Genomic DNA, 20,681 nt, shown 5'->3' with positions numbered 1-20,681 from the left:
TTAAAAGTTTATATGGGGTTTCACAAGTTGGACAATCCCTTCATCATCAAAGTCATCAGCTAGTTTCAACAACTGATCAACAAATGGAGCATAGTCTGAACCAAGCTGATTGAGGTGAGCAACTTCAGCTTGAATATCTGCAATATACCCCTTTTCAGCTGCCTCATAGAGAGGCATCAGGATATCTGAGGATGGCACAACCATCTCAGCCCCAAGATTAGGCGACACAGCTTCTACAGGTTTTAAGTCATATTGCCACTCTAAGCGCAAGAGCTGTTGAAGCTGATTTATAAGCTCTTGTGCTTGTATCGGTTTTGATAAAAAGCCACTAAATCCAGTCTCAATGCTGGCTTCTAAATCTCCACCAGATAAGTGTGCCGAAGAAGCAATAATAGGCACAGATTGGAATTCTTTCAAATTATGAAGCTGTTTGAGAAGTCCATAGCCATCCAAGTTGGGCATCAGCAAGTCTGTAATCACTAAATCTGGTAGAAATGATTTAGCCTTAGTGATGCCATCCTGGCCATCCTGAGCTTCCAATACTTCAAATCCAAGGGGTTCTAAAAGATTGACGATCACAGAGCGATTTTCCCATCGATCATCGACGACTAAAATTTTTCTACCTTTACCGTCATATCCCGTCAGCTCACCTAAACCTGGCTGTTCAAGGTTACTTTGAAGCCAGTCCTCAGCAAGGGGACAAACTACGTCAAATTCAAAGACACTGCCTTCGCCCAAGGTACTTTTAACCTGAATATGGCTGTCCATCAGCTGAATAATTTGCTGGCTAATGGCAAGACCTAATCCAGTGCCTTCAATTACATATTTGGTGTTATCTGTCTGCTCAAAAGGCGCAAAAATTTTCTCAAAGTTATCAGTTGCAATGCCAACACCGGTGTCTTCAACAGCAAAATGAAGCTGCGTAAGTAATGGATTCTGGGGATCAGCTTGCGCTTCCACCTTCAGTGTGACCCTACCCGCGTCAGTAAATTTAACTGCATTGCCAAGGAGATTTAACAAAACCTGCCGTAACCGTTTTTCATCAGCAACGATGCCTGGCGGCAAGGTATCGAGAGGCTCAAAAATCAGGGGTAAATTTTTCTGATCGGCACGAATCCGACAAATTTCCACAACTCCTTGTACAAAAGAAGGAAAATGAAAGGGGCTAGGATTTAACTCCAATTTTTGCGCCTCAATTTTAGAAATATCTAAAACATCATTAATTAGAGTTAAGAGATGACCAGCACATTGGGAAATAGTTCGAATACTTTTACGGTCTTTGTCAGGGCGATTTTTTTGAAGTTGCAGAATTTGGGCATATCCTAAAATGCCATTCAGCGGTGTTCTAAGCTCATGGCTCATATTCGCTAAGAACTCGCTTTTAGCATGGTTGGCCATATCTGCAAGATCCTTCGCTTCAGCTAACTGAGCAGTACGCTCTGCAACTCGGGTTTCCAGCATTTCAAAGGCATCTTGCAACTGTTCTGCCATTTGGTTAAACGCAGACGATAACCCTTGTAGTTCGCGAATTCCCCTAACTTGCAGCGATTGGTCCAAATCTCCCGTTGCGATCGCTTGACTAGCCAAATTTAATCGCTGAATCGGCGCACTAATCCAGCGAGACGTCAGAAATCCTAGTAAAGTTGCAATCACCAGGGCTGCAACACATAGCATGACCGTATTACGGGTGTTGGCATTAATTACTGCCATAAAGTCAGACTCTGGGATGGCAACCACCACCAGCCAGTCCAACCCATAATCATCTTGCCAGGGAGACACCTGGACGAACTGTCGGCTGCCGTCTGTTCGAAATTCTAATTGCTGGCCATTCTGGATATTTTCAAAGCCATTAAATTCCGCTTCCAGATATTGAGCGGTTGCTCGAATAATTGAATCAGAACTTTCTAGGGCACTCAGGCGCTGGGGTTCTCCATCGACTACACTGTAAGTCTTGGCTTCACTAGAATTACCTATCAGCAGACCATCCCGTTCCATCAAAAAGGCTTTGCCATTGGGGCTGATATCTAGTTTTTTCAGAAAATTACTAATATCACTCAGGAGCAGATCAATACTCAATGCCCCAAAAAGCTGACCTTCAGTGTCATAAAGGGGGAACGAAGCAGATGCAGCAACATAGTCTTCGAATCCTTCTGCATTATAAATACTGCTCCATGTTGGTTGCCCTGCATTGACAGCATCGAGATACCACTGGTCTTCAGGAGCGTAATATTCAGTAGCATCTAATACATCGGTACGATTTCCTTGAGCATCGGTGCCATAGGTATAGTCTTTCCCATCTGCTAATGAATGTTCGACGATAGTGACACCTTGACCTGCTAGCCAGCGTCCAGCTCCCACCCCTTCTCCTGACTCCAGGTAATACCCAATAAAATTGATATCTGGATAGGTTTGTGCCCTTTGCCATAGGTTACGACCGGTCAGCTCAAAATTTTTGATATCAAGGACTCCAGTTTGTAACTCATCGACGGTTATGGCACCCAGTTCATGGGGACGAGATAGGTAACTGTCTAAATGCTGATCAACCCGGCCACTAATTTCATTACTAAGACGTAAAACCAAGCTATTAACAGCCTTTTGACTATTTCTGAAGGACAGATATCCCACTAACCCTACAGCTGAAAAAATTTGCAAAACGAATGGGACGACAAGCACAAGGCTTAACGGCGTCCCATGGGGCATTTGACTGTGTTTTCTGTCCATAGCCATAGGTTTTGGGTTCAACACTGTAGGGAAATAGATGACGATGTACTTTACCAACTTCTGTAAGGTTATTGGAAAAGACTCGATTCAGCTATATCCGCTAGAGTGCCCAGGAAAAAAATGGCTAACCACAGGCCATAGATGGCTATATCATCACTTTTTCATGAAACAAGTGACTCATTGAGACGACTTAAGAGTTTAAAGTTGTCAGGTTTGTTTTTGTTAAAACTCAGATTTAAGAAGATTTAACACCACAAGCAAAGATGGTATAGAAAAATCCCTGTTCTGAATATTCGGGTAAATCTCTAACACGAATGTCAAGATTGACAAACCCATTGTCTAAAAAACAGCTCAGTACATCTTGGGGATTCAGTTCCGTAGATGGGAAACAGTTGTCACCAACTCGATAATAGTTACCAGAACCACAGGCTGAGGTGATCAATGTGCCACCAGGTTGCACCATGCCCATAATATTACGCATATAGGTACGCCACTCGTCTTTATTGAGGCTAATACCTTCTGCACAATAATGGGCTGTCACCAATGGATAAAACGTGCGTTTGCTTTCCCCTAAAGGATTAGGTTCTCTGACATCACCCGGGGTAATTAGGGTGACTTTTTGACGTGCGTCTAGCTCTCTTTGCTGAACCTCTAGAGGTTCAGGCAATTGATGGCCTTCAAGCTGTAATACCTTTTGAGTGAAAAGCTGCCAATCGTAGGCTGTTGGATCTCCAGAAAACCATTTCTTTAGTTCAATTAAATTGGACTCAACATATTCAGAAACATGAATCTCGTGGGCCTTAGTTACCAAAGGTAAAATATGGGAAATAATAGGTCCACTGCCAAAATCTAATGCAACTGGGACAGACTCGATTCGCTTTAAAGACTCTACCAAAAACTCCAAACAGTATTGTTCGTCAGGCATAATTCCAGAATAGTATTCTTGCAAATACTGTTTCGGATCCCAGGCAGAATAATCTGTGTACTTCGTTTCAACAGCTTGCATTGGTTCTCTCCAAATTTACTAATGAATAGTCGTGTTTAGTTTGAGCAGAAAACATTAACTAATGTTTTCTAAATATTGCATTAACATCTGCTTATCAACTGCTGGACAAGCAATTTGGGTTTGATTTAGCCCCTGTAGGGTATTTCGACAATCAAACATTTGGGTGCCTGCTAACCAGATTTCTAGGCGAGTAAGAGAATGTCCTTGTACCACCTCCATTAAGACTTTAGCTAGGGGGCTAAGGGCATTATGCACATTAATTACTTCACGTTGCCACTGTTCATAGGGGGATGTTCTAACAGAATAGCCCAATTGGTTCAGCCCATAGACCAGCTGGCCTAATGGATAGGGGTTGGGGTTCACTAAGTGGAAAGCTTGGGTGAAAGAGTCCGGTTGCAGGGATAGATGAGCGATTGCTTTACTCACATAATCAACCGGTGTCATATCAATCATCCAATCTAAATCCGGTGCACTTTCAAGCTGAAGAAGACTACTCAAAAAGCGACACATTAAATCTGTTGGATTACATATTCCTGTTTGGGTGTGCCCAGTTACCATGCCTGGGCGATAGATACAAGCCGGAACCCCCGATGCTATGGCATGCGTAACGAGTTGCTCTGCCACCCATTTACTTTGAGCATAGCCTCCCGAAATACCAGAACCTTGGGCAATATTATCATTCTCATAAATAATCGATGGTCCTGTTGTTACCAAAGACTCAAAGACATCTAAAGTCGAGATATAGTGCACTGGTTTGAGCTTAGTATGAGTAGCGAGGTTCAAGACAGATTGGGTCCCAAGTATATTGGTTGCCCTTAATGCTCGATAAGGATAAAACAAGTTAACATTGGCAGCGCTATGGTAGATAACATCTATAGTCTCAGCCAAATAGTTAACGTCTTCAAGGTCTAATCCCAATCCAGGACGGGCCATATTACCAATCAGAGGTTTGATTCTGTTATAGGGAATATCGAAGCCTGGTAAATTTTGTTGCAACGCCTGATGTAACCTTTTTTGACCTTCTTCACGTGTTTGTGCGCGCACCAAACAGTAAACAGTTGCATCTGTCTGTTTTAGTAGCTCATACAATAACGACGTACCAATAAATCCTGTCGCACCTGTGAGTAAAATCGACTGGGGATTGATCCAATTTGATTCAGGTTTTGACCAAGGACCTCCTGAAGAATATAAGTTGACCTCAAACAATGCTTCAGCCTCCAGCTGAGCTAGGGGCATGAACTCAGTAACGGTAGAAGATTTTTGTGTGTGGCCCAGCTGTTTGCATAGATCTGAGATAGTGGGTCGTTGGAAGAAATCGGCAAAGGAAAGCGTTAGTTTAAAGGAGCGTTCAACTTGTGCCATCAGCTGCATCAACCGTAACGAGTCACCCCCCAGTTCAAAGAAACTATCATTAATGCCAATGGGGGATACATTTAGAATGCTTGACCAAATCTCTGCTAGCTTTTCTTCTTGAATGGTTTGAGGGGCAACAAAAGACACCGATAGTTCTGGCCGAGAAGAATCAGGCAATGGTAATGATTTTCGATCAATTTTGCCGTTCGCATTGAGAGGAAATGTCTCTAATATCACAAACGCGGAAGGTACCATATAGTTGGGTAATGTTTGTGCAGCATAGGAGCGTAGCTGACTCGAAAGGATTTGAGTTATCTTGGCTTGCAACGGATTATTAGCATAGACGTTCCAAGGCTGGGGCAGTGGTTGCGGACCCATTGCTGGCAAAGGCTCAATGCTACCTAATTTATAGTCAGCCATATTCGCCTGGGGTTTAAAGAGGGCGTTAAAAGAACCACTATTTTCTGCACTGGGCCAGCTAATGGTAACGTCATAGGATAGCTCAGTGGCAATTTGTCTAAGCTCTTCAGGATCTACGCCATCAATATCTTTGGTTTGTGTCAGATAGCCTTTTAGGTCCGCAACGTTGCCAGAGAGCTGACATTGTTTAAGGACATCCACCGCTTTGATAGATTCTGAAACCCTGGCATTAGGAATATCTCGGAAACCTATGGCTTTCATGGTATAGCTTTTTAAGCGTTGTCGGAGTTTTGCAAGATCAAGGTATTGAGATGTCCAGTCTGACCAACTGGTTTCAACCATTAATTGGGGTGTTGCACCGACGTGTAAGACAACGTCATACCGAAATTGGCTAAGTTCGTTATGAAACTGGCTTTGTTTCAGTAAAACTTGAACCTGGCTAATTTGAGGCAGATAATCTTGCAGGGTTAAGAAAAAGGACGGATCGATGGTGAGTTCTTCTTCCTGACGTAGTCTTTTTTGAATACGTTGCCAGAGATCTGTTACAGGCAGATCATCAGGGGCTTTAAATAATTCTATAGACGTGGCGAATGCCTCTTGTAGGAGGTAGTTTCTAACATCGCCAATGAATAAAGAGCCACCCGGTTTAATGAAACGTACAGCCTGTTCTAGAACGTGGACTAAATAATCAATACTGGGAAAGTATTGTAAAACAGAGTTGAGAATCACTGTGTCATAGGAAGCCGGTTCTATACTGCTAAAGTCATCTGCAGCACAAAGTTTAAGATCAACGCGTGATGCTAGATCTTGTCTGCCTGTCAATTGTTTTTTGATATGTGCCAGCGAAACATCTGAAATATCTGTGCCAATGTAGCCCTTGCAATGGGGTGCCACTTGAAATAGCAAGAGTCCTGTACCACATCCAAGTTCTAACACATGGTCAGGCTTAAGGTTTAGAATTCGTTCAACGGTTGTATCAACCCATTCTTGCATTTCAATATCAGGGAGTAGTGCACCTGTGTAACTGCTAATCCAACCGCTGATATTGAATGTTTCATCCCATTCTGTGTTGACAGCATTTAAGTGGTCATCGTTATGGATAACTTGCCACTGTTTGATTTGTTCTTGCTCAAGTTGGGTGCAAATTGACTCGTCAGCGCTGACGCTATCGTCAATCAACTGGCCCACCGTTGAAGACGGTATATGATTGACCACATAGGCAACTAGCCGCTTACTGCCGGAATTATCTTCTTGAGCGACAACAACAGCTTCTTGCACAGCAGGGTGCTGCTCTAGGATAGATTCAATCTCTTGTAACTCGACCCGAAAACCTCGAATTTTAATCTGATGATCGACACGCCCTAAAAATTCTAACTGTCCGTCTTTACAATAACGAGCTAAGTCACCTGTTTTATAAAGTCGAATCGTTTGATTATTTTCGTCTAACGTTGTCACTAAAAACTTATCCGCTGTCAAATCAGGGCGATTTAAATAACCTGATGCTAGACCTCGTCCACCGATATATAACTCCCCCGAACTCTCTGCATGAACAGGTCTCATCTGCTCATCGAGAATATACGCTTGGACATGGCTTAATGGCCTGCCAATGGGAGCAATACCATCATTTACATCCTTATCTGTATAGGGCCCAGCTAAATGGCAATACGTTGCAACCACTGTCGTTTCTGTTGGACCATAGGTATTCACTAGCTGAACCTGAGGGCTCACATACTGTTTCCAGATATTGACCCATTGGGGCAGCACTCGCTCTCCTCCAATAATGGTGAGTCTAATAGTTGGCGATAGGTGTAGAGTATCTAATGAGGCACACAGCTGATGCCAAAAAGCAGTTGGCAAATCTAACACAGTTAGCTGCAATCTCTCGCAGGCTTGCAGAAAATCCGGAATGGATTTCAGCATATCTTTGGTGCGAAGGACTAATGTTGCCCCTTGGGTCAGGGTCAGGAAAATTTCCTCGATAGCCGCATCAAAACTAATCGATGCAAATTGCAATACGCGATCGTCAGCGACAATTCCATAGGCTTGATTGGCCGCAGAGACAAAATTTGCTAAGGCAACGTGCTCAACTAGAACCCCCTTGGGTTGCCCGGTGGAACCAGATGTGTAGATGACATAGGCTAATGAGCCTGCTGTCAAAGATGGGAGGTTATAAACAGGATACTGGGCAATAATAGGCCAATCTGCATCTAAACAAATAGTGTTTGCACCATTAACTGGAAGTGCTGAGACTAAAGATTTTTGCGTCAGTAAACATGAAACTTGAGAGTCTTTCAATATCCAATTAAGACGCTCTTCGGGATAGGTAGGATCTAAGGGAACGTAGGCCCCACCTGCTTTTAGAATAGCGAAGACCCCTATGACCATCTCAAAAGAGCGATCAATGCATAGCCCCACCAATACACCAGGTCTGACACCTTGTGTACGCAAGTAATGAGCAAGTTGGTTAGCACGGGAGTTTAAGGCTTGATAACTCAAATGCTGACCCATAAATTCAATTGCCGTCGCGGTAGGTCTGATATTGACCTGGGTTTCAAATAACCGAACAACAAATTTTAGGCTCTCAACAGAACCCTCCAGTGAGCGATTCCTAAGATCTACAAAAACCATTTACTTGATTCCCCCAAACACTGACAACAGGCCTGACAACTTTGGTTCCTAAATCGACTCTAGGGCTGCTGTATCACTAGACACCCACGTTGGTCTAGATAGTGACACTAAAAACCAAGCCCTTATCTAACAGGGACTGTGAAAGGTATGATATAGGACTATTATTGACCACCACCAGGCCGATACCGGTGATCAATGGCCTTGCCTATCCCGACAACAAAGTCATTGCCGAAGCGCCCAAAATCCCTAAAGACCTTGGGGAATGATAATTCTAAAGAGTGAACATTTTATCGAGCAAACAGAACAGTGAATCCCTCTAAATGGATAGGCTTCATACTTCCCATGACTCTCAAAAAAGACTTTTTGACATCCATAGACTTGGCAATTAGTGAACGTATTATCTCAAATCAAACGTTGACATGCGCTAATTTTCAATACAGTAATATTCTGCATTGATGGGTCGACTGGATTAAAATCGCCAATCATCAATCATCTGAGACAAAGGACAATTCAGTCGAAAAACCAAAACGGGGCTTCTCTCTCCGATCTTGTTTTACGCCTTATCCTACCTTGATAAAAACCGTATTCCACGCTTTGTGTAGTATCAAAGAATACAATAGCTCCATTGCCACAAATTTATATCCAATTAAAATATTAAAGAAACCTTAAGTCCCAAGGGCTGTGCCATAGGTCCTTAGGTGTGAATACTGAGATTTCCCCCTACAAATTAACCTGTCGTACTCTACAGCTTTTTCACGATATGTACTCCAGAACATCGGAGTATGGTCATGAGAACAAAGAAAAAGGTTTTTCTTTGTTCTCATTCCGTATTTCCTCTGTTTACATTACAGCTTCTCTTTTGCTAAAGACAATGCCCATAGCGCTAAAAGGCTTTCTGAACCATTTATTGGTGCTATATTGGGCGAGTGAGAGGAAAATATTTTTTGATTTTTAGGTTTTTGTACTGAATAAAATGTACTTAACGCTATTTTTATACTAATAGGCTTATGTATCCCCACGTTAATGTCGTATAATCTGGCAGGGTATCTGTTAAACAATTTTTTCTGTTCTGTTTTTAGAAAACATACGTCAAGAGGATCGTGTTATCTTTTGAGCAAGGTAGATTGTTAATGCCATTACATTAACGGTGATCAATTTTAAGTTCTAGTAGGAATAACTCAACCAGATAACGTTCGAACTCTACACCCTGCAGAGAAACCACTTCAGTGTCATACAGTTGAAAACCAAATTTCTTAAATAGCCCTAAGCTAAACTCACTGGCTTCCGCGTAAAGTCTTGGTATGCGATGTTCATGGGCATAGTTCAGTACAGTTTTCATTAATTTAGAACCAATACCCTGATGAAGACTGTCGTATCGAACATAGGCTGATGCCACATGACCATTGTCTCCAATGCCTGAAAATCCTAGGATACCTGTTTTATCAATCGCAACAAACGTGGTAACTTCTAGAATAAATTGACGAAAATGTTCAACATCTAAAGGGGAAGATGCCCACACTTCCGTTTGAGCCTTTGTGTAGTATTGGGGGGCATGTACTAACACTGTCTGTCGAAACAGAGCTGACAGCTCCAATAGATCTGTTTCATTAGCAAGGCGAATATTCATTACTGATTGCACCTAATTGTTGTCATAAGCTTAATCAGCTTCTGAAGCTATCTTAAACTTCTTCTGACAGAGCGTTAACCTTAGCATTAGATATATGGGTATAGTATTTGCGATTTACAGTGAATATTCCGTACGCGTGCTTTATCTATCTAGATAGCTCTCTATTGAAGTGGAGTATGGATATAACAATTTTTAAGTTATTTTGGGCGTTGCCGCTCTTCAGTATTGTTTCATCTGCCACGTCTAGATTGTTTGAAGGCACTTACGCTTAAATAGCATTCCATTGCCCCATCCACTCATCCACCCCTCTACAGCCCCACCCTGGGCCTTTATTTTTGTACAGTCCCCTAATCCCATGATTACTCAGGGATAAGCTGAAGCTCAGAGGATTATTGGCACTTTAAAGATCTTTGCGTATCTAGCTTTATGGGGAACAGAGCAGAGTCATTGGGCGTGAACATGGGTTTAAAGAGCACCATGGGTTTCTTAGCCAAGCAAGGTTGATGTACAGAAGGCTGTACCCATGATGGGTACCGATCGCCAAGGGGTCCTGAAGCTTCAGAAAGCAAAACTGTAAACACCTTTAGCCATAAACTAATCCCTATATAAAGGGTAATAGAATCAAAGTACAAAGTTTTCTCAACTGTATAAATTAGGCATTGGGTTCAAAAATCCAGTGCCTTACTGATCGTCTGGATTCTGAACACCTAGCTAGTTGGAATTTCTTAACATGAATAGATACGCTAAAATGACTAGATCACGTTCAGAGTGGATCAAGGTAGACTCACAGCATAGTCCCATGTAAAAATCATCACAATGAGTTCTTAAAAAGGAATGATCGTCCTATCATGTCTGAAGAGGCCCAATCGTTATCTAGCCTAATTATTGACGCATTGGGAACCAGGAGAGGATTTTTCTTCGGCCTGCTCAAAAAGCGTCCTAATCCACAGACGAGGCAAGCTATTTTGACTGCCTCTCAGGCATATGTGCACAGATTTAGACAACGTCATGGCAAGCTTAAGGTTCTGGGCATGAGCAAGCCCGTAAGCCTCGACTCGGTTTACGTTCCTGTACGTTTTTTGGAAGAAAGCGAAATTAATAAATCTATGTCAATTGATGACATGGAAAAGGCTTGTCGAGATCGCAACGAGCGCAAGCTACGTTCCAGTTCAAAACGGCAGAAAACAGCCATACATGTTGCCAACGAGCTTCAGTATTTATCAGTGATTGGTGCACCCGGTGTTGGTAAAACGACGCTGCTTCGGAAAATTGGTTTAGAAGCCCTCAAACATGCGAATGAAACTGAGTTTCATCATGCCTGTATACCCCTTTGGATTGATTTAAAAAAATTTACTGAGGGAGCGGTCGGGTTTCAAGCCTATATTGCCAATGAATTAGAATCATTTGACTTTCCAAGCAGCTTAGAAATTACTGAAAATGCCTTAAAGAAAGGACGTTTTTTAATCTTATTTGATGGTCTAGATGAAGTCTCATCAAAGCGTCGTTATAAAGTCCTTGATAAAATTGAGGCCTTTGTAGAACGCTATAAGAAAAATCGCTACGTTATTTCTTGTCGAGCAGCTGCTTATCGTAGTCCGTCGCCAAGTTTTCGAGAGATAACCTTGGCGGGTAATGGTCAAGATCAGATTAAAAATTTTATTTTTAACTGGTTCACTGTCGATCGGGAAGATGGTTCTGAAGCAGCGGAGAAGTGTTGGAAGTCCATTCGGAAATCAGATAATGTTGCGGTTAGAGAGCTTGCCCGTACGCCGCTGCTGCTGACATTTTTATGTCTGGTTTATAGCCGTTCTTTAACATTTTCGGGTAACAGAAGCATCCTTTACCATGAGGGCCTGCGCATTCTGTTAGAGAAATGGTTTGATGAAAAGCGGGTCTCCAACGAAGTCATTTATGAAGGTCTGCATGTAGAGCTTGAGGAGAAACTGTTGGCAGAAATTGCCTACAAGGCTTTTAGAGATGACAAAATTCTATTCACTAAAGTCAATCTAGTCGAGCATATTCGGGAATTTTTGCTCAGAGAATTGAATGCGCCCAGTAACCTGAGTGGAGAGAATATATTAGATGCGATCGCAATTCAGCAAGGCATCCTGGTCGAGCAGTCTGAGGGCATCTATTCATTTTCACACCTTACCTTTCAAGAATTTTTAGTTGCCAAGTACATCCACGAAAACTACAGCAACCAAGCTCTTTCAGAGATGGTACGGCTATACGCCAATGATAAGCGTTGGGAAGAAGTTTTTCTACTGATTGCTGGTCTCAAGTACGACGAAAGTAACGTTATTAACCTGCTGCTCTACCTCAACCAGGTAGCCCAAGGTTATATCAATACAGAACAGCTTAGCTCGCTATGGATGTGGGCTGCCCAAGTAACAGCGGATGAACCTACACCTGAGAAGCTGATCGAAAAACGTGCTAATGCCCTCTACCGAGCATTCCATTACAGTCGAATTTTAGCCCAAAGTTCCAAACTCAAAGGAGAGTTGGAAATCGTCCAAGCATTACTACAACCCTTTATCTATAATCTGAGAGCATCAAGTGATTTAACCCTGACAACCCATCTCATCAATGCATTCCAGAGTGTTGTTTTACAGGTTAAAAAAACGGGAAAACTCAGCGAAACAACAGCAAGAAAACGCGCTCAAAGCGAACTTAAAAAAGCTGTTCAGTTAGCGAGACCCTTAGCTAACACAATCCGCAAGCGAGCCAGTGTTCGCAGCATGCGCTACTTGAAGAACCATGGGCAGCGTTCTTCCCTCGATGAAGATCTAAAGAACAACGAAATTTTCTCAGGTTCTGACTTTTTATCACTGTTCGAACAGCTCAACCGATTGAGTCTCAATATACCAGGCACCCAGTTTCCAAGCCATATTCATAAAAAGTTTCTAGATGAGCTTAAGCAAGTATGTCTAGGAATTTTAAAGATCGATGAAGCCTGGTTGATGCTGACTCGCCAGGAAGCCAAGGCCTGTCAAGATTGCTTATACGTAACACTGTTGATGTTGAAGTGCAGACAGGAAGCAAAACGTATATCACCCGAGCTGTGGGACTCTGTTCAGGAACAAATTCTCTCCCTCACCACAGGGGGGTATCGAACAGCCATGTTGACAGCTCAAAGCTTTTTAGACCAAGTGGGCGCAATATCAAAACAGGAAAATGATGAGAATCTCTTAGTCACCAAGATTTCAGACGAGTTTGGCTTAAACCCACCATTTTTTGTGGCCGCAGTAGCAGAATATCTGACGGAAGATATCCTCAACAAATTATGCCATAAATCTGATGAGATCAAAGCCCATAACGCAGATTTAACTGGGATCATCCTGTATGAGGCGCTACCTGAGAACGCACCGAGAAAGCTAATTGCCGATTTGAGAGCCCATCAAAACTTTAAGGTGATTCCCATTGCTTTGGCGGAAGTCGAACATGTCTTAACTGATGCCGATAGCTGCAAAGAAGTACTGATAAACTATGCTCGTCAATATACTGATACGGTTGACTTCTTCAGGGGCAAAAAGCCGATTCATGACAAACTACTGTTTTTTGGGCACGCTGAACTCCTGGAAGAACTAGCGACCGATTTAAAGGACAATCAAAACATCGGTTTATTTGGCCTGCGTAAGTCAGGAAAGTCATCTGTCCTCCATCAGCTATCTCTGATGTGCCAGGATCACGCTGTTATTTATATAGACTTGCAGAAGTACACCGACATTGGTTATGGCGTTGAGTTACTAGATGATATTTTGCAAACCCTCTATGCTTTAGTAAAAAATAGAAATCCATTGCTAGAGCAGCCCCCTCTTTTCTCAGAAAGTGGTCAACCCATCAAAGACGTATCGCGTGATTTTTACCAGCATTTCAAGAAATTATCTAAGGATCTTGAAGGCGTTGGCTATGAGCTACCGATCCTTTGCTGCCTCGACAATTTAGATAAGATTTTCCCACGTTCCAACGAAAAATTTGAGGAGAAAGCAGAAGAGTTTAATTTTGTATTCAGCGCATTACAGGGGTTGAGCCAGAAAGAACAGCTGGTCTCTTTAGTCGTCACTGCTGTAAGGCCACAGTGTAATCGGATTAAGCAGTGGAACTTTTCTGACACCGCCGAGAATCCACTGCATCGGTTTTTTAAAGAGACGTTTCTAAAGCCATTTTCGATCCATGAGACCCTGGCTTTAGTTAATGGTCTTGGCGGCCTTATGCAGTGGGAGTTTGACTATCAAACGACCCAGGCTATTCACCGTCTGAGTGGTGGCCATCCCTTTTTGATTAGAAAGGTCGCTGGATTCTTAGTTCGAAAGGCCACCACTCAGACTGAGGCAGGTTCGACAGGGTATATAACGTTTGACTTTGCTCAACAACATCTGAGAAAAGTCTTTCGCGATCAGTCGTTGAAAGCCTATGTAGAACATGGCATTATTGGTGAGCTTAGGGCGTATAAGTCAAAACCTAAGGTGCATCATGTGTTGAATGCTCTGAGTATCATGACAACGGCATCTAATAGTACGGATGGTTGGCTGCGGGCAAGGACACTGTTAGGATTTCTATCTAAGAAATTAAATCTTTCAGAGATCCAATGTTTGGATGCGGTGCATGTCCTACAAAATTTTGGCATTGTGGAGCAGACGGAACATCCAGACGGATATGATTGTTATCGGATTCAGCTATTGTTATTACATCAGTGGTTCCAGATGCTAAGGAAATCTAAAAGTGCTTAATTAAAGACGACCTCTGACGACAGTCTTTCTACATAAGAGAACAAGATCTCGATGGCAGCAATTTGGCCACTACTGCATCCACCCATTTACCCATCGACGCATCCACATTGGATAGTGGGCAAACTTACGCCACAAAGTACTAGCGATTTTCAACTGCATTAGGAGAAGCCGGCTTAGGTAAAGTAGCAATACCTAAACTGGCTCCTTCTATGGTTCTTAATTCATCCATGACTGTAATCACCTTGCCATGATAAGTCTGTTCATCTGCTTTGATAGTAATCAACACCGCTTGTTCAGGTTCAAGCTGAACCTGAATTCGCTCACGCAGAATCTCTTCTGTAACAGATGCATCATCAAGAAAAAGGCTACCATCTGGCTGAATTGTGACCGTGAAGTCAGCCGGATCCTGTGGCTCAGACGTATCGGTTGTAGGTAAATTGACGGGTAGTCCTTCTGTGCGAGTTAGAAAAAGCGTCGAAACGATGAAAAATGCAAGAATTGCAAAAATCACATCGATCATCGGCAGGATATTAATCTCAAACTCGTCTTCTTGTTCGTTGTCAAGGATGTGCATATTCTTGGCTTCCTAACTTGTTGGTGTAGTGATTTTCGTACAGTAATTCAAGCTGACCACCATGTTCTTGCAAAAGCGAAATCTGTCGTTTGTAAAGACCACGAAATAAATTAGCGAACAGTAATGTGAAGATGGCAACGACCATTCCCGTTGCTGTTGATACCAATGCTTCGCTAATGCCACTAGTGACCGCATTCGCATTGGTCCCAATACCACCAATTTCAATCGCGCCAAACGAATTAATGAGGCCTAAAATGGTTCCTAGAAGACCTAACAGTGGTGAGACTGTGATAATTGTCTGAAAAACAGTATTAAATCGCTTCAGAATGGGTAATTCTGCTTGGGTAGCACTTTCCAGTGCCAAACGAAACTGGCTAGGAGAAGGCTTCTCAAGCTCTAGCGCTTCAAGAAAAATACGAGAGATGGGTAAGTGAATATTTTGTCGCAAGAGTGTAAACACATCCATGGGCGTGCGACGGTAGGTTGCCAAAACTTGTTTTACGACTTTTCGTTGGCTGCGATTAATACGTATCCAAAAAACTAAGCGCTCAACGGAAAGTGCGATCGCGATTAACGAGAACAACGCAAGTGGCCACATCACAATTCCACCTGCTTGAAAAATCTCAGTCAAAGACATAACAAAACCCAATCACGCCTAAATCTCAAAAATCATCGTTGCTGCCGTCCACAGAAAGCTACCATGACACAAACTGGTAGGGCGTATCAACTGTTGATGACATTAGATGTCATATAGCAGTTCATTCTAATATACATAGATGAAATCTAAACGTACCAAGGACATTTCCCTGACAAGACCGAATAGATTTGATTGTAAGGCTTGGAACCGTTAAGACTTAGATAGAAATTAGATGGAGTCAATCGTAATTAAACTGACTGACTTATTTTCCTTTTTTTATCAATAGAGCTAAAATCAAACAGTCCACACCGAGTCTTAATTGACAAAGGTTATCAATAGCTTTTGTATGGCGCTTTCTCAATCTTGTATAGAGCAACATAATCGGGAAGAAGCTATTGCGCGCAGATGGGTTTGCTGGGGGTTAGTGTGTGCTGCTGGAAGTCATATGGCACTGGTCCCTTTGTTAGCTCTTAGGCCAAGTTTTCTCCAGCAGAGTGAACCGGAGCGCATTGAGCTGATAGTCACAGCTCCACTTGAACCTGAAACTGAGATAGAGCCAGAGCCAGAAGAACCGCTTCCGGAACCAGAGCCACCCAAACCTCTACCTCAGAACGTCCAGCAGCCAACAGAGCGTGAAGTTGCCACAGAACCTGAGGCTGAGGCAGAACCTGAAGTTACCGAAGAGCCGGAGCCGGAGGCCGAGGTGGCAGAAGAGCCCGATAGCGCTCCTGCCGAAAACGAGCCTGCCGAAGGTCCAAGCGTTCAGCAACCCATACTCGAAGGCAATGGGCCGACTAGGGTGGACGGAACTTCTGGGCCCAGCATTGCCGTGCCTACTCTTGCCACCGGGGGAACAGGTTCAGAGGGCACAGGAACAGGTTCAGAGGGCACAGGAACAGGTTCAGAGGGCACAGGAACAGGTTCTGAAACAACAACAGCAGCACGACGGGGGCCTGCTGCGCGCCCCTCGGGGCGAGGGAGTACTCAATTTGGCTGTCGCAATTGTATCCGACCCGACTATCCTGACGAAGCCTTAGACGATGCAGTCGAAGGACAACCAGCAATCGAATTTGAGGTGGATGAGGACGGCAACGTTATTAATGCCCGTGTTACTCAATCTAGCGGTAGTGCAGCTTTAGATCGAGCAGCCTTGGAAGCCGTCAGAGAATCAACATTTACCTCAGGTGGTCAAGGGCGTGCTCGTACAATTGAGGTGGACTTTTCCATTGAAGGTTCTGAACGTAATCGTGCTGCGCGGAGACGAGGTGAACGACAGACAGTGGAGGAATCTGCTCCTGTAGCTGACCCTTCACCTGTAACATCTCAGCCAGAAACGCCTGTTCCTGAAGCAGAAAATCCATCAAATGCAACGCCGCCATTAAATGCCAGCGATGAAACTGATAACAATAGTCAGCCAGCTGGTCCGGCACCAGTTTCTAATGAAACAGATGAAACAGATGAAGATGAATCGTCTTCAGAGCAGGAGACAGATGCGGCATTAGAGTCTCCCGATACGCCTGTCCCTGCCAGCAATGCTAGCCCAGAAACAGCTGAACCAGTTGTTCCTGCAACACCACAGCCATCGACAACACCAGCAACGCCAGCACCCAGCAATCCCCAACCGACTACGCCAGCATCTTCGGTGCCCGAAACAAGCACCCCAACGTCTCCCGCCCCACAGCCGAGTGCTCAACCGGCGGCCCCACAGCCAAGTCCACAACCGGCGGCACAGCCGAGTGCTCAACCGGCGGCCCCACAACCGAGTCCACAACCAGCACTACAGCCGAGTCCACAACCGGCGGCACAGCCCAGGCCACAACCGGCGGCAGATCCACCGCCTACTAGTGCACCAGTACCGGAAAGCTAGTACACATGGAGAGAGTTAAAAATCAATTGTTCATTCCCTCACGAACAACCCTACTCACAGCGGGATATGTTATTGGAATTTCGCTGTTGTTGACATGCTTGATTGCCAGTATCGCTTTAGGCGTTGCTGACATTGCACCCATGGATGTTTATCAGGCATTAGTCTCTCCCAATGGTTCTACAGAACACTTAATTATTCGTACCGTACGATTACCCCGCTCCATAACGGCCTTGTTGGTTGGGGCCGCTGTAGCAGTATCTGGAGCCATCATGCAGGGACTGACGCGGAATCCCTTGGCTGATCCTGGTATTTTAGGGATCAACTCTGGTGCGGCTTTAGCCGTGGTTGTTTCAGTCTTTTGGTTTAACTCCACATCGCTGAGTGTCTATGCTGGGTTTGCATTAGTTGGGGCAGCTATTGCAGCCGTTACGGTTTATGGTTTGGGGTCCCTAGGGCGAGGGGGACTGAATCCTCTTAATCTAACGATTGCTGGAGCTGCCCTGACGGCTTTGGTCTCATCGTTAACGACGGGGATTTTGATCCTTAGCCAGCGGACCTTAGAAGAGATTCGCTTTTGGTTAGCTGGGTCTGTGGCTGGGCGAGATATGGAACTCGTGCTCCAGGTGATGCCTTTCTTGCTGTTAGGGCTGGTTTTAGGTTTAGCCATGGGCAAACAGTTGACCACCTTAAGTCTGGGGGATGCTGTTGCTAAAGGGTTAGGTCAAAAGACTATCTGGGTCAAGGTGTTTGCCGCCATTAGTGTTGTTTTATTAGCCGGAGGTTCGGTCGCGATCGCAGGTCCCATTGGTTTTCTAGGCCTGATTGTTCCTCACATTGTGCGATTCTGGGCAGGGGCCGACTACCGTTGGATTCTTCCTTATTCAGCTCTATGTGGGGCAATTTTGTTGCTGTTGGCTGACATTGGCGCTCGACTCATTATTCAGCCCCAAGAATTACCGGTGGGTATTGTTATGCCGCTACTAGGAGCACCGTTCTTCATTTATCTCACGCGTTCTCGGGTGAGGCGATAGCATTATGCAAAAAACAAGGCAGTCCCAAGACCATCTACAGTGGCTAATACTACGCACAGGGTTTGTGTCTGCACGCCTGGATCGGCGAGTCCCCAAAATTTTGTTGGGTCTGATGCTAGTGACTCTGTTGGCCATGGTATGGAGCGTCGGTCAAGGCGAATATCCAGTGCCCCCGCTAGATGTGATCCGCACGGTGTTGGGTTTACCAACGGATAACCCAGACTACGGGTTTATTGTCAATACACTGCGTTTGCCAAGAACCTTAGTGGCCTGGGGGGTGGGTATGGCCCTAGGCATGGCAGGTACCCTAACCCAGGGGATTACCCGGAATCCCCTGGCCGCCCCTGGCATTATCGGTGTGAATGCCGGGGCCACTCTGGCTGCGGTCAGTCTAATTGTTGTTTTCCCTTGGGTACCGATAGCCGTACTCCCCCTGGCTGCTTTTATGGGGGCCCTCGCAGTCGCTGTCTTAATATACCTGCTGGCCTGGAATGGAGGGGCTTCTCCAGTCAGGCTAATTTTAGTGGGTGTGGGCTTTAGCTTAGTGGCGGGTGCCTTAACGAATCTCATGGTTACCTTTGGTAATATTTACGATGTTAGTCAGGCGCTGGTGTGGTTGGCAGGCAGTGTTTACGGTCGCAGCTGGGCCCAGGTGTTTGCCTTTACGCCCTGGCTAATTGTTTTTGGCTTGTTGTCGCTGGTGCTGAGCCGAGAGCTGAATGCTCTACAAATGGGGGATGATGTAGCTCGTGGTCTGGGCAGCCGGTTGGAATGGCAGCGTGGCTGGTTGTTGCTGAGTTCGGTAGCCTTGGCTGGGGCGGCGGTGGCCACGGCAGGGAGCATTGGTTTTATTGGTTTGATGGCTCCCCACATCGCTCGTCAGCTGGTGGGGCCTTCCCATGAGGGACTGTTGCCAACGGCAGCGCTGACCGGGGGAATGGTGGTGGTGGTGGCTGACCTGATGGGTCGGCTGTTATTTGCTCCCATTGAATTACCCTGTGGCATCATCACCGCTGTGATTGGTGCGCCTTATTTTCTGTATTTATTGATTCGCGATCGCAAATGACAGATCCCGCTCTCACCACCCGTAAACTGACCCTGGCCTATGATGGCAACCCCATTATTGAGGGGCTGGATCTGGCCATTCCCTCAAGCAAAATTACGGTTCTCGTGGGACCCAATGGCTGTGGCAAATCCACGTTACTTAAAGGGTTGGGGCGACTGCTCAAACCACAGCAGGGTATTGTCTATCTAGATAGCACTTCCATTTTCAAACTGCCTACTAAAGATGTAGCAAAACAGTTAGGACTATTGCCCCAGGGGCCTACTGCGCCGGAAGGATTGACGGTGCGAGAGCTTGTAGCCCAGGGGCGCTACCCCTACCAGAGCTGGCTACAGCAGTGGAGCCAAGACGATGAAAAAGAAGTCGAAGCCGCCTTGGCAATGACAGAACTCCAAGAATTTGCAGAAAGACCCGTGGACAGTCTTTCTGGAGGACAGCGCCAGCGTGCCTGGATTGCCATGACCTTAGCGCAAAACACCCAGATTTTACTGTTGGATGAACCCACCACCTTTCTCGACTTAGCCCATCAGATTGAGGTGTTGGATTTGCTCTATGACCTCAACCAGCGAGAGGGGCGCACCATTGTTATGGTGTTGCATGAACTCAATCAGGCCTGTCGCTATGGCGATCACATCATCGCCATCAAAGCTGGCCAGGTATGTGCCCAAGGAAAGCCTCACCAGGTGATGACCGAAACATTGGTGAGAGATGTGTTTGGTCTCGATTGTCAAATTGTCAGCGATCCGGTAGCGGGCACACCTCTGTGTATTCCCATTGGACGTAAGGTCTCGGTCTCACAATACTAATGTTGCTCTGTTACTCAGGGATTGCCCTATGGGCTTGTCATGCCTGCACACCATTAAGGTAATCGGCTTGCTAATCCCATATAAGTTATGTAAAGCAGGTTGCCACAGTACAAATTTACTATACTACGATCTAGATGTTCGGTTTTTAATGAGCCACTGGGTGTTGAATCATGGGCTGGGCTAACTATCGTTCTTTGTCATGTCGATTAGTGCCGATC

11 protein-coding genes are annotated in these 20,681 nt (G+C 44.8%); 5 read left to right on the top strand and 6 right to left on the bottom strand.

Going from position 1 to position 20,681, the window contains the following annotated elements; all coding sequences use genetic code 11:
- From SPB21_RS09040 to SPB21_RS09025, 4 genes are all read right to left on the bottom strand, one after another.
- Entirely contained in the window at positions 1 to 2,727 is a 2,727-nt protein-coding gene (locus SPB21_RS09040; protein ID WP_499866358.1) for a hybrid sensor histidine kinase/response regulator, read from the bottom strand.
- 229 nt (positions 2,728 to 2,956) lie between these two features.
- On the bottom strand, positions 2,957 to 3,727 hold the full coding sequence (gene gntF / locus SPB21_RS09035; protein ID WP_499058712.1) for a guanitoxin biosynthesis pre-guanitoxin forming N-methyltransferase GntF: 771 nt from the start codon (positions 3,725 to 3,727) through the stop codon (positions 2,957 to 2,959).
- A 54-nt stretch (positions 3,728 to 3,781) separates the two neighbouring features.
- Positions 3,782 to 8,128: an amino acid adenylation domain-containing protein gene (locus SPB21_RS09030; protein WP_499866357.1), complete on the bottom strand. Its 4,347-nt coding sequence runs from the start codon at positions 8,126 to 8,128 to the stop codon at positions 3,782 to 3,784.
- A gap of 1,141 nt (positions 8,129 to 9,269) precedes the next feature.
- Positions 9,270 to 9,755, bottom strand: a complete 486-nt coding sequence (locus SPB21_RS09025) for a GNAT family N-acetyltransferase (protein WP_499866356.1) — start codon at positions 9,753 to 9,755, stop codon at positions 9,270 to 9,272.
- 1,031 nt (positions 9,756 to 10,786) lie between these two features.
- Between SPB21_RS09025 and SPB21_RS09020 the strand changes: the two genes are divergently transcribed.
- Entirely contained in the window at positions 10,787 to 14,485 is a 3,699-nt protein-coding gene (locus tag SPB21_RS09020) for an NACHT domain-containing protein (protein ID WP_163664976.1), read from the top strand.
- A gap of 139 nt (positions 14,486 to 14,624) precedes the next feature.
- On the opposite strand, the gene SPB21_RS09015 is transcribed toward SPB21_RS09020, so the two are convergent.
- Both SPB21_RS09015 and SPB21_RS09010 read right to left on the bottom strand, forming a co-directional pair.
- Positions 14,625 to 15,059 carry an ExbD/TolR family protein gene (locus SPB21_RS09015; protein ID WP_499866355.1) on the bottom strand — a complete coding sequence of 145 codons (435 nt, stop codon included), beginning with the start codon at positions 15,057 to 15,059 and terminating at the stop codon, positions 14,625 to 14,627.
- On the bottom strand, positions 15,046 to 15,696 hold the full coding sequence (locus tag SPB21_RS09010) for a MotA/TolQ/ExbB proton channel family protein (protein WP_163664980.1): 651 nt from the start codon (positions 15,694 to 15,696) through the stop codon (positions 15,046 to 15,048). The genes SPB21_RS09015 and SPB21_RS09010 overlap by 14 nt, the downstream gene beginning before the upstream one ends.
- A 445-nt stretch (positions 15,697 to 16,141) precedes the next feature.
- Between SPB21_RS09010 and SPB21_RS09005 the strand changes: the two genes are divergently transcribed.
- The 4 genes from SPB21_RS09005 to SPB21_RS08990 are packed head-to-tail and all read left to right on the top strand — an operon-like array spanning position 16,142 to position 20,463.
- Positions 16,142 to 17,563, top strand: a complete 1,422-nt coding sequence (locus SPB21_RS09005) for an energy transducer TonB (RefSeq protein WP_499866354.1) — start codon at positions 16,142 to 16,144, stop codon at positions 17,561 to 17,563.
- 5 nt (positions 17,564 to 17,568) lie between these two features.
- Positions 17,569 to 18,594 (top strand): FecCD family ABC transporter permease, encoded by a 1,026-nt coding sequence (locus SPB21_RS09000; RefSeq protein WP_163664984.1) that lies wholly within the window; start codon positions 17,569 to 17,571, stop codon positions 18,592 to 18,594.
- A gap of 4 nt (positions 18,595 to 18,598) precedes the next feature.
- Positions 18,599 to 19,660: a FecCD family ABC transporter permease gene (locus tag SPB21_RS08995; RefSeq protein ID WP_163664986.1), complete on the top strand. Its 1,062-nt coding sequence runs from the start codon at positions 18,599 to 18,601 to the stop codon at positions 19,658 to 19,660.
- A complete protein-coding gene (locus SPB21_RS08990; RefSeq protein ID WP_163664987.1) occupies positions 19,657 to 20,463 on the top strand; it encodes an ABC transporter ATP-binding protein in 807 nt (268 codons plus the stop codon). Before SPB21_RS08995 ends, SPB21_RS08990 begins: the two co-directional genes overlap by 4 nt.
- Positions 20,464 to 20,681: the final 218 nt, after the last annotated feature.

It is taken from the genome of Leptothoe sp. ISB3NOV94-8A (genome assembly GCF_043421595.1).
Lineage (GTDB): Bacteria > Cyanobacteriota > Cyanobacteriia > Phormidesmidales > Phormidesmidaceae > Leptothoe > Leptothoe turfae.
Note: the sequence above shows the minus strand (reverse complement) of the source record. Positions and strands in the feature narration are given on the sequence as shown.